At 67.6% G+C, this 10,957-nt stretch carries 11 protein-coding genes and 1 tRNA gene; 6 read left to right on the forward strand and 6 right to left on the reverse strand.

The features are described from left to right. Positions 1–2,599, forward strand: a 2,599-nt coding sequence (locus DMC18_RS18285; protein WP_110133184.1) for a TonB-dependent receptor domain-containing protein, incomplete at its 5' end; no start/stop codon positions are given. 84 nt (positions 2,600–2,683) lie between these two features. On the opposite strand, the gene DMC18_RS18290 is transcribed toward DMC18_RS18285, so the two are convergent. Beyond that, complete coding sequence (locus DMC18_RS18290; RefSeq protein ID WP_110117859.1) at positions 2,684–3,583, reverse strand: alpha/beta hydrolase; 900 nt, start codon at positions 3,581–3,583, stop codon at positions 2,684–2,686. A 146-nt stretch (positions 3,584–3,729) separates the two neighbouring features. Between DMC18_RS18290 and DMC18_RS18295 the strand changes: the two genes are divergently transcribed. Beyond that, on the forward strand, positions 3,730–4,638 hold the full coding sequence (locus DMC18_RS18295) for an AraC family transcriptional regulator (RefSeq protein ID WP_110117860.1): 909 nt from the start codon (positions 3,730–3,732) through the stop codon (positions 4,636–4,638). Between the two features lie 68 nt (positions 4,639–4,706). Here DMC18_RS18295 and nusG read toward each other — a convergent pair whose 3' ends face one another. The 3 genes from nusG to DMC18_RS18310 all read right to left on the reverse strand — a co-directional run bounded on the left by nusG (position 4,707) and on the right by DMC18_RS18310 (position 5,732). After that, positions 4,707–5,264 carry a transcription termination/antitermination protein NusG gene (nusG, locus tag DMC18_RS18300; RefSeq protein WP_110117861.1) on the reverse strand — a complete coding sequence of 186 codons (558 nt, stop codon included), beginning with the start codon at positions 5,262–5,264 and terminating at the stop codon, positions 4,707–4,709. 14 nt (positions 5,265–5,278) lie between these two features. Further along, positions 5,279–5,593 (reverse strand): preprotein translocase subunit SecE, encoded by a 315-nt coding sequence (gene secE / locus DMC18_RS18305; protein WP_110117862.1) that lies wholly within the window; start codon positions 5,591–5,593, stop codon positions 5,279–5,281. Positions 5,594–5,656: 63 nt separating this feature from the next. Next, positions 5,657–5,732 (reverse strand) — tRNA-Trp (locus DMC18_RS18310). Positions 5,733–5,989: 257 nt separating this feature from the next. Between DMC18_RS18310 and DMC18_RS26635 the strand changes: the two genes are divergently transcribed. Continuing rightward, complete coding sequence (locus tag DMC18_RS26635; RefSeq protein ID WP_199228292.1) at positions 5,990–6,163, forward strand: hypothetical protein; 174 nt, start codon at positions 5,990–5,992, stop codon at positions 6,161–6,163. Between the two features lie 41 nt (positions 6,164–6,204). Here DMC18_RS26635 and DMC18_RS18315 read toward each other — a convergent pair whose 3' ends face one another. Further along, entirely contained in the window at positions 6,205–6,600 is a 396-nt protein-coding gene (locus DMC18_RS18315; protein ID WP_110117863.1) for a hypothetical protein, read from the reverse strand. Positions 6,601–6,886: 286 nt separating this feature from the next. On the opposite strand from DMC18_RS18315, the gene DMC18_RS18320 reads away from it, so the two are divergent. Beyond that, a complete protein-coding gene (locus DMC18_RS18320; RefSeq protein ID WP_110117864.1) occupies positions 6,887–7,720 on the forward strand; it encodes a ferredoxin--NADP reductase in 834 nt (277 codons plus the stop codon). A gap of 77 nt (positions 7,721–7,797) precedes the next feature. Here the strand turns inward: DMC18_RS18320 and DMC18_RS18325 are convergent, their stop codons facing one another. Further along, positions 7,798–9,015: an MFS transporter gene (locus DMC18_RS18325; protein WP_110117865.1), complete on the reverse strand. Its 1,218-nt coding sequence runs from the start codon at positions 9,013–9,015 to the stop codon at positions 7,798–7,800. A 92-nt stretch (positions 9,016–9,107) separates the two neighbouring features. Here DMC18_RS18325 and DMC18_RS18330 point away from each other — a divergent pair, with 92 nt between their 5' ends. Both DMC18_RS18330 and DMC18_RS18335 read left to right on the forward strand, forming a co-directional pair. Then, positions 9,108–9,902, forward strand: coding sequence for a helix-turn-helix domain-containing protein (locus tag DMC18_RS18330; protein ID WP_110117866.1), 795 nt, complete (start codon positions 9,108–9,110; stop codon positions 9,900–9,902). Between the two features lie 103 nt (positions 9,903–10,005). Further along, a partial coding sequence (locus DMC18_RS18335; protein ID WP_233248213.1) for a molybdopterin molybdotransferase MoeA occupies positions 10,006–10,957 on the forward strand: 952 nt, incomplete at its 3' end.

Raw genomic sequence — 10,957 nt, forward strand, 5'->3', positions numbered from 1 at the left:
GTCGTCGACCTCGAACAACCCGTCGAACGGCGGCCAGGCCAACATCGACCTGCGCGGCCTCGGCACCGCCCGCACCATGGTGCTGATCGACGGCCACCGCGTGGTTCCGTCGAATTCGGACGGCACGGTCGACGTCAACATCGTCCCCGCAGCCCTGATCCAGAACATTGAAGTGATCTCGGGCGGCGCCTCGGCGACGTACGGCTCGGACGCCATGGCCGGCGTCGTCAACTTCAAGCTCAACAACAAGTTCGAAGGCCTGATGGTCGACGGCCAGTACGGCCTGACCCAGCGCGGCGACGGCAATGAAGGCACGCTGAGCGTCACCGGCGGCACCAAGTTCGCCGACGGCCGCGGCCACGTCACCGCCTCGTTCGGCTACACCAAGCGCGGCGCCGTGTTCAACTCGGCCCGCGACTTCTCGAAGGTCAGCGGCCTGTCGAGCACCACGCCCTACGGCAGCTACGTCGTCGACGCCACCAACGCGCCGTCGCAAAGCGCCGTCGACTCGGTGTTCGCCCAGTACGGCGTCTCGGCCGGCACGGTCAGCAGCGCCAGCTCGCGCTACGGCTTCAACAACGACGGCACGCTGTTCACCAACGGCGTCAACTACACCGGCTCGACCGCGCTCGACAGCTCGACCCTGACCTCGAGCAACTACTACAACACCGGCGCGCTGAACCTGCTGCAGCTGCCGATGAGCCGCTACTCGTTCTACACGGCCGGCACCTTCGAGCTGACCGACAACGTCGAGCTCTACGGCTCGGTCAACTACAGCCACTACCGCTCGCGCACCCAGCTGGCCCCGTCCCCGGGCACCGGCTTCACCGTGCCGGTGACCAACCCGTTCATCACCGACGACCTGGCCACCCTGCTGGCCAGCCGCGCCGACCCGGACGCCGACTTCACCCTGAACAAGCGCTTCACCGACGTGGGTCCGCGCATCTCGACCACCACCTTCGACGTCGTCCAGGCGGCCGGCGGCGCACGTGGCCAGACCGGGATCAAGGACTGGAGCTACGACGTCTACACCTCGTTCGGCCAGTCCAAGCAGAAGGAAAAGCAGTCGGGCAACGTCAGCCGCTCGGCGGTGGAAGAACTGCTCGACGCCTCGGACGGCGGCGCCAGCCTCTGCGAGGGCGGCTACGACCCGTTCGGCAACAACGAGATCTCGTCCGAGTGCAAGTCGTACATCTCGCGCACGACCCACAACACCACGACGGCCCAGCAGGCGATCGTCGAGGCCAACTTCAGCGGCGGCCTCTTCGACCTGCCGGCCGGCGAGCTGCGCGGCGCCTTCGGCGCGGACTACAAGTGGGACAGCTACAAGTACTCGCCTGACGCCCTGCTGCTCAGCGGCGACGTCGTCGGCTTCAACGCCGCCGGCGCGGTCGACGCTTCGACCCACGTCTCGGAAGTCTATGGCGAACTGCTCGTGCCGGTCCTGAAGGACCTGCCGTTCATCAAGTCGATGAACCTCGACCTCGGCTACCGCTACTCGAACTACGCCACGGTCGGCGGCGTCGACGCCTACAAGATCGACGGCGACTGGGAAATCGTCGACGGCTTCCGCCTGCGCGGCGGCTACAACCGCGCCGTCCGGGCCCCGAGCCTGGGCGAGCTGTACTCGCCGCAGAACCAGGGCTTCTACTCGCTGAGCGAAGACCCCTGCTCGGCCGACAGCAGCTACCGCACCAACAGCGCCACCGCCGCCACCGTGCGCAGCACCTGCCTGGCGCAAGGCGTGCCGTCGTCGATCATCGACAGCTACAGCTACAGCAGCAGCCAGGTTGAAGGCACCAGCGGCGGCAACCCGGACCTGACCGAGGAAACCGCCGACACCTACAACTTCGGCTTCGTCTGGACCCCGCGCTTCGAGAACCCGCTGTTCGAGAAGTTCTCGGTCTCGGTCGACTACTATTCGATCGACGTGAAGAACGCGATCGGCACCATCGACGTCTCGACGGCGCTGGAGAAGTGCTACACGGGCGGCAGCAGCGCCAGCTACTACTGCAACCTGTTCACCCGCTCGAGCACCACGGGTGAAATCACCAACGTCACCCTGACCAATCTGAACCTGGCCGAGTACAAGACCTCGGGCGTCGACTTCCAGCTCGACTGGGGCTTCGGCCTCGGCGCGGTGGGCCTCGACGACAGCCTGGGCTCGATCAAGATCAACGTGGTGGGCAACTACCTCGAGAGCTTCAAGATCCAGAGCCTGCCGGGCGAAGCGTTCGAAGAGCTGAAGGGCACGATCGGCAACACCCAGATCAGCGGCACCGCCGTCTCGCACCCCGAATGGAAGTACGCCACCTCGGTGGACTACGCCTTCGGCCCGTTCTCGGTCGGCGCGCGCTGGCGGCACATCGGCGACATGGTCGACGCCTACTATCCGGACGAGAAGATCGGCGCCGTCGACTACTTCGACCTGAACGGCAGCTGGGCGATCAACGACACCTACTCGCTGCGCGGCGGGGTCACCAACCTCACCGACAAGCAGCCGCCCTACTTCTCCTCCTACGTCCAGGCCAACACCGACCCGTCGACCTACGACGTGCTCGGCCGCCGCTTCTACGTGGGCTTCAAGGCGAAGTTCTAAGCCTCGGCTGATCCAGGCTGAATTGGGGGGCGGATCTCTTCGGGGATCCGCCCTTTTTTTATTCGCGCCGGGCGCTTCTTGCGATCAAAGCGAAGCGGCGAAGAAACCGCTCAACTGTTCGACCGCGTCGTTCACGGCGTCTTCGCGATCGTAGAGTTCAACGTGGGTCGCCCCCTTCACCGTGTAGAGCGCCTTGGGCTCCGCGGCCCGCGCGACCGCCTCGCGGCTCATCCACGCCGTCACCGCCTGCTCGGCCGTGATCATCAGCAGGGGACGCGGCGCGATCATGTCGATGAAGCGGAACGCGTCGAAGGTCGCCATGCGGTCGAGACTGTCCCAGGTGAGCGTCTTGGCCGAGCGCGGATGGAAGCCACGATCGGTGCAATAGTAGTCCCAGCCTTCGAAGACATGCTGACCGCCCGCCCGCGCCTCTTCCTCGTTGGCCGGGAAGACCGGCAGCCCCCCGACCTCTTCGCCCAGCGCCGCACGGGTGCGCGCCTGGGCCGCGCCGTCGAGCAAGGCGTTCAGCACCGCCGGATCCTGCTTTCCGTCGGGGCCGACGCGGATCTGCAGGCCGACATCCACGGCCGCGACAGTCGCCACGGCCCGCACGCGGCGATCGCCCGCGACCGCCGGGATCACGTAGCCGCCGGAGGCGCAAATACCCAGGACGCCGATCCTGGCGGGATCCACTCCAGGCTGGACGCTCAGGAACGAGACCGCGGCCTTGAAGTCCTCGATGCGCTGGGCTGGATTCTCCAGCCCGCGCGGCAGACCTTCGCTCTCTCCTTGATAGGCCGCATCGAAAGTCAGAACCGTGAACCCGGCGTCGCGGAGCTTTCGCGCATAGAGCGCCGGCGACTGCTCCTTGGTCGACGTCCCCGGGTGACCGACGATGACGGTGCGCCCATTGGGGATGGCCGGCGTGTAGAGATGGGCGGCGACCTTCAGGCCGGCGCTCGGGAAGGAAACTTCGGTAGGCATCTTGGCTCTCCGTGATGATGAAGAGCATGTGCGGGCGCAGGCACTGCGCCGTGAGACCGCAGAGCACCGGAATACTGCACAATCCTACCAAACCGTCGATTGCCGGCGTATGACGGAAGGGAACGCCGCCCAACCTGGTTCGCCAAATGCAGCCCTCGCAACTCGACGAACTGCGCGCCCTGATCGTCAAGCACGTCGTGCAGTCCGGCGCGCCCCTCGCGGCCATGCCGAACGTCTTGCTGGGATACGAAGCCGACCCGACCCCGCCTTGCGTCCATGTCGCCGAACCGCTGTTTTCGGTCATCGCCCAGGGAACCAAGCAGATCGAGATCGGCGATCGGACCTTCGTCTATGGGCCTGGCCAAGGGATGTCCGTGTCGATCGAACTGCCGATGAACACATTCGTCCTGGATGGCCGCAGGGATGCGCCGTTCCTGGGCTTTGCGCTGCTGCTGGACGCCGAGGCGATCGCGAGCCTGTTGCTGGAGCATGGCTCGCGGCTGGTCCCAGCCCCCGCCGAGTCCAGCGTCTTGGTCAGCGATGTTCCCGACCTCCTGGCTGACAGCATCATACGCCTGCTGAGACTGCTCGACTCGCCGGCCGACATTCCCGTGCTCGGTCCGGCCATGGAACGCGAAATTCTCTGGCGCCTGCTCGGCTCGCCGCAGGGCGGCGCGTTACGCCAACTGGGCTTGGCCGACAGCCATGCCGCCCGCATCGGGCGCGCGCTGCAATGGTTGCGGGCGCGGTACGCAGAACCCGTCCGGATCGAGACCCTGGCCGAGGCGGCCGGCATGAGCGAGACCTCGTTCCACCGCCACTTCCGGCAGATCACCGAGATGACCCCGGTCCAGTACCAGAAACAGCTGCGCCTGCACGCCGCGCGAGCTCGTCTCATGGCGACCGCGCAAAGCGTCGATCAGATCGCCTTCTCGGTCGGCTACGACAGCCCTTCGCAGTTCAGCCGGGAATATCGCCGGCAGTACGGGCGCTCTCCGGGTCGCGACGGGCGCGCCCTGCGGAGCGCCGAGGCCAGCCAGCAACCGGTTCCCTGAGGCCGCACAACAAAAAACCCCGCGTCGGCCGACGCGGGGTTCTTCGTATTGGCGCTGATCCGAAGGGATCAGGCGATCTTTTCGACCTGGCTGTATTCCAGCTCGACCGGGGTGGCGCGGCCGAAGATCGAGACGGTGACCCGCAGGCGGGCCTTCTCTTCGTCGACCTGCTCGACCGAGCCGTTGAAGCTGGCGAACGGGCCGTCGATGACGCGGACGTTCTCGCCGACTTCGTACAGCACGACGGTCTTCGGCTTCTCGACGCCCTCTTCGATGGCGCCGACGATGCGCTGGACTTCCTTTTCGGAGACCGGCGTCGGCTTGGAGCCGCTGCCCAGGAAGCCCGTGACCTTCGGGGTGTTCTTGATCAGGTGGTAGGCTTCGTCCGAGAGGTTCATCTTCACCAGAACGTAGCCCGGGAAGAACTTGCGCTCGGCGTTGACCTTGCGGCCGCGGCGGATCTCGACGACGTCCTCGGTGGGCACCAGGATCTCGGAGAAGCTGTCTTCCAGGCCCTGGGCCTTGGCTTGCTCACGGATGCTCTCGGCCACCTTCTTCTCGAAGTTCGAGTAGGCGTGGACGATGTACCACTTGTGGTTCGGGTTCGAGGCGGTTTCGGTGCTCATGGTCTTCTTATGACTTATCCGGCCGCGAACTTCAGCAGCAGATTGGCGCCGGCCCCGAGGAGCCAGTCGACCAGGAGGAAGAACAGCGAGGCGACGATCACCATGATGAAGACCATCACCGAGGTGATCCAGGTCTCCTTGCGGGTCGTCCAGGTGATCTTGCGGGCCTCGGCGCGCACTTCACGGAAGAACTGCACCGGGTTGAAGGGCTTCTTGGGCGCCGCCGCGGCGGCGGCGGACGGAGCCTGACCGGCAGGGGCCAGCGCCGCAGCCGTACGGGCGGCGCGGTTCTTGATCGCTGACGGGCTGGATCCCGGTTTCCTGGCCATGGTTTCAGAGGCTCGCGTATCTGACAGGCCGGACCGAACGCCGGGCCGGCCGATGACATATAGTGGCAGGAGTGGAGGGACTCGAACCCCCGGCCCTCGGTTTTGGAGACCGATGCTCTACCAGCTGAGCTACACTCCTGCAGAAACTCCGGTCCTTGAAGTACCGGACCGCAGCCTAGGCGACGGTTCGGCCGGAGGGCCGCGAGCGGCGCCGCCGACGCTTCCCAGCGCCAGAGCGGCGTCGTGTAGCAGGGTCGTTTGCGCCGGGCAAGCGGATCAGGTCGCGTCAACCGCGCGTTATTGCGCAAGTCCCGGGTCTGACGGCGCCTTTTCACAGGTTTCTTGGCCTGGACACCCCTTTGACGCGCCAGTGACGCGCCTGAGAAAGGATCCGCAATGGCCGAAAACGCCGATGAACGCCCCTCCAACCATGAGGTCGAGCACGAGAATCAGCGGCCGAATCCCGTTGGCGACGGCAAGCCGCCCCGTCCGGCCACGGAACCCGTAGGCGCCGAGGACAGTGTGACCACGCCGAAGACGCGCACGGATCCAGGCTCCGGCGAAGGCTGAAGCGCAACCCCGCCGGAGCCGAACCCGTGGGTCGGCTTTCGTCAGCCGGCCTTCTTGGCCTCCGTCTCGCTCGCGGCGCTCGGCGCGGCCGCGGCGCATTGGACGTTCAGGTAGGACCATTTGACGTCGGTCAGCTCACGACCGCATTCGGTGTTCTTGCCTTGGTCACGTCCGCGCAGCGAAACGCCGACCCCCTTTCCGGGGTCCGGCGCCGGACTGGCGCTGGAGACGTCGTAATAGCCGCCGTTGGGGCCGCGCACGACGAGGCACTTGGTGTTTTCGACCGGCCGCACGCAGCCGCTCGCCGTCACCGACTTGCCTTCCAGAGTGACTTGCTGAGCCTTGGCGGCCTTGGTTTGGGCGCCGCCTTCACAACCCGCTACGCCTAACGCTAACAGACTGGCCGCCGCGGCGGCCATAACGAACCTCACCCGCATACGTTCCTCCGTATCGTTGGCTCCGCGAACGAAGCAAAAGGAACTCTGCGCCCCGTTTCGGCGACCGGCAATCACATTTTTGACACAGTCTGAAAAAGCGAACGGCGCTATTTTGAACGGTTCGTAGAATTTTTTCTCAAAGCCCCTTCAGACAGCAAAAGTTGACATCCGCTCTCAACTTCTCACATGAGACGCAGGTCGCCTTCAGGGCCGGAGCGACACCCGACTTTTCTTATGCGCGCTGCTGTTATTCAGACGGGCGCGAACAGGATCGAAACCACAGACCATGACGGCCGAGACCGCTACCGCCGCCCCTGCTCCCGCCAAGGAGTCCCCGCACAACCTCGAGACCGTTCTCTGGGTCAAGCACTGGACCGACCGGCTGTTCAGCTTCGCCATCACCCGTCCGGCCAGCTTCCGCTTCCGTTCGGGCGAGTTCGTGATGATCGGCCTGCCGGCCCGCGAGGAGCTGGGCGAGAAGAAGCCGATCCTGCGCGCCTACTCGATCGGCTCGCCGTCGTTCGCCGAGGAGCTGGAGTTCTTCTCGATCAAGGTGCCGGACGGCCCGCTGACCTCGCGCCTGCAGCAGATCAAGGCCGGCGACCAGGTCCTGCTCGGCAAGAAGCCGACCGGCACCCTGGTGCTGGACGCGGTGAAGCCGGGCAAGCGCCTGTTCCTGTTCGGCACCGGCACGGGCCTGGCGCCCTGGCTGTCGGTCGCCCGCGATCCGGACGCCTACAGCCGCTTCGAGAAGGTGATCGTCGCCCACGGCGTGCGCGAAGTGCAGGAACTGGCCTATCGCGACCTCTTCACCAGCGAGATCCACGACGATCCGCTGGTCGGCGACGAGGCCAAGGCCCAGCTCGTCTACTATCCCACCGTCACCCGCGAGCCGTTCGAGCGCCAGGGCCGCTTCACCGACCTGATCGAGAGCGGCAAGCTGTTCGCCGACCTGGGCCTGGAAGGCGGCAAGTTCGATCCCGAGCACGACCGCGCCATGCTGTGCGGCTCGATGGCCATGATCAAGGACACCGCCGCCCTGCTTGAGGCCCACGGCCTGGTCGAGGGCTCCAACGCCGAGCCCGGCGACTTCGTCATCGAGCGCGCCTTCGTCGGCTGACGATCGCAAGTTCCCGACTGTGAAAAGGCCAGCCTCACGGCTGGCCTTTTTGATTCCGGGCTTCTTGAATTTGGGCTTCAGCGCCTGCGCGTGTTCGGCAGGAAGGCGGCCAGCAGGCCCAGCACCGGCAGGACGGCGCAGAGCTTGTAGACCGTCTGCACGCCCTTCCAGTCGGCCACCTCGCCCAGCACCGCAGCCCCCAGGCCGCCCATGCCGAACGAGAAACCGAAGAACAGGCCCGAGATCATGCCGATGCGTCCCGGGGCCAGTTCCTGGGCAAGGACGACGATGGCCGGGAAGGCCGAGGCCAGCAGCAGGCCGATGATCACCACCAGCGGGCCGGTCCAGAACAGGCTGGCGTAGGGCAGGACCAGGGTGAAGGGCAGCACGCCCAGGATCGAGATCCAGATCACCGCCTTGCGGCCGAAGCGGTCGCCCACCGGTCCGCCGGCGATCGTACCCACGGCCACCGCCGCCAGGAAGGCGAAGAGGTGCATCTGGGCCGCGCCGACCGACAGGTGGAAGCGCTCCATCAGGTAGAAGGTGAAGTAGCTGGTCAGGCTGGCCATGTAGACGTACTTCGAGAAGATCAGCGCCAGCAGGATGGCGATGCCCTTGGCGGCCGCGCCCTTGGGCAAATCCAACGCGACACGGGCGCTTGCGCCCGACGCCAGACGCGCCAGGCCGTGATGCCGGGCCCAGACCGCCACGTTCCACAGCACCGCTCCCGACAGCAGCGCCAGCAGGGCGAAGACGCCCAGGCTGGACTGGCCCCAGCGCACCACGACCAGGGCCGCGGCCAGCGGGCCCAGGGCCTGGCCGGCGTTGCCGCCGACCTGGAACAGCGACTGGGCCAGCCCCGGCCGTTCGCCCGCCGCCATCCGCGCCACCCGCGAGGATTCCGGGTGGAACACCGACGAGCCGACGCCCAGCAGGCACGCGCCCAGCAGCACCAGCCCGTAGACGTGGGCGATCGACAGCACCACCAGCCCCGCCAGCGAGAACAGGGTCCCCGCCGGCAGCAACATCGGGTTGTGGCGGCGGTCGGCATAGAGCCCGACCAGCGGCTGCAGGATCGAGGCGGTGATCTGGTAGGCCAGGGTGACAAGGCCGATCTCGCCGAAGCTGAGGTGCAGGTCGGTCTTGAGGTTGGGATAGATGGCCGGCAGCAGCGACTGCATCATGTCGTTGAGCAGGTGGCAGCCGCTCACCGCCAGGATCACGCCGAACACGGTGGTCTGGGCCTTGTGGGCTGCGGGGTCGGCGACGGGGGATCGGATCGCTGTATCGGTCATTGAAGCTCTTCCCGTGAAGGTTCGACCGCGATAGGACCTGCGAAGACGTCCCGCATTCCGCAGCGGGACTTTCACTTTCGCGAGTGGGACAGATGGCCAAGTCCTGGATCCATCCCGCCGACTACGACCACGCGCTGCGGCCGGTGGTCGCCACCGGCAACGAATACCCGCCCTCCTTCGAGCTGGACTGGCACCAGCACGGGCGCGGCCAGCTGCTCTACGCCGCCGCCGGCGTGGCCGTGGTCAGCACCCCGCACGGCGCCTGGATCGCGCCGCCGGAACGCGCGGTCTGGACGCCGGCCGGCACGCCGCATTCGGTGCGGATGGTCGGGGCGGTCAGCACCCGCAGCGTGCTGCTGAATGATCGGGCCTCCGCGGTGCTGGGCGATCGCGGACGGGTGATCGGCGTCGCGCCGCTGCTGCGCCATCTGCTGATCGCCGCCTGCGACATCGCCGTGGACTATGACGAGGCCGGCCGCGACGGGATGGTCATGGACCTGCTGCTGGCCGAGCTGGCGCGGGCGCCGGTGATCCCGCTGGCCGTGCCCTTCCCCGCCGCCCCGGCCCTGGCCCGCCGCTGCCACGCCTTCCTCGAACGCCCGACCCCGCACGAGACCATCGACGACTGGTGCGGCGAGCTGGGCCTGGGCCGCCGGGCCTTCACCCGCGCCTTTCGCCGCGAGACCGGCATGAGCTTCGGCGCCTGGCGACAGCAGGCCCTGCTGCTGGCCGCCCTGCCGCGCCTGGCGGCCGGCGAGCCGGTGACGACCATCGCGCTCGACCTCGGCTACGACAGCCCGGCGGCCTTCTCGACTATGTTCAAGCGCCTGCTGGGCATTCCGCCCAACCGCTACAAGCCCGGCGTCGCCGCCCCAGGTTTCGATTGACCCGGGGGGCGCCGTGCGACAGCCATGCGGCGCCGCAGCCAGAGACCAACGATCCGTGAGCCAAGCCCTGAAGAACCTGACCGTCGAGGAAGCCCGCGGCCGCATGCTGGACGGCGCCGCGCGCCTGGGCGTCGAGACCGTAGTCCTGCCGGACGCGATCGGCCGGGTGCTGGCGGCGCAGGTCGTCGCCGACCGCCATCAGCCGCCTTTCGACGCTTCGGCCATGGACGGCTGGGCGATCCGCCGGGCCGACTACGGCGTCGTCGATGGGTTCGCGATCGTCGGTGAAAGCGCCGCCGGCCGGTCTTACGCGGCGACTCTGGAAGCCGGCCAGGCGGTTCGGATCTTCACCGGCGCGCCCGTGCCGGCCGGCGCCGACCTCGTCGTCATCCAGGAAGAGGCGATCCGTGACGGCGACATCGCGCGCTTCACGGCCGGAGATGATCCCAAGTCCAACATCCGCCCGGCCGGCGGCGACTTCCGCTCCGGCGACCGGCTGCTCGAGGCCGGGGCGCGCATCGATCCCTGGCGGCTGTCTCTGGCCGCCGCCGCCGGGCGCGACCGGCTGGAGGTCGCCCGCCGGCCGAAGGTGGCGATCCTGGCCACCGGCGACGAACTGGTTCCGCCCGGCGGGGCGCCCGCCCCCGACCAGATCTTCGAGTCCGGCTCGTTTAGCCTGGCGGCGCTGATCACGGCCTGGGGCGGCGAGGCGGTGAAGCTGGCCCCCGCCGCCGATTCCGCCGATGCGATCGCCGATGCGGTGCGCGGCGCGGCCGTCGATCTGGTGGTGACCATCGGCGGTGCCTCGGTGGGCGACTACGACCTGGTCAAGCCGGCGATGGCTCAGTTGGGCCTGGACCTGCGGGTGCAGACCATCGCCGTGCGCCCGGGCAAGCCGACCTGGTTCGGCTTTCTCGCGGATGGCCGGCGCGTGCTGGGCCTGCCGGGCAATCCGGCCTCGGCCCTGGTCTGCGCCGAGCTCTTCCTGCGGCCGCTGCTGGCGGCCCTGGCCGGCGCCGACGCCGCCCTGCCCTTCACGCCGGCCCGCCTGGCCG

Origin of the sequence: Caulobacter sp. D5, from assembly GCF_003185805.1 — a bacterium.
Classification (GTDB): Bacteria; Pseudomonadota; Alphaproteobacteria; order Caulobacterales; family Caulobacteraceae; genus Caulobacter.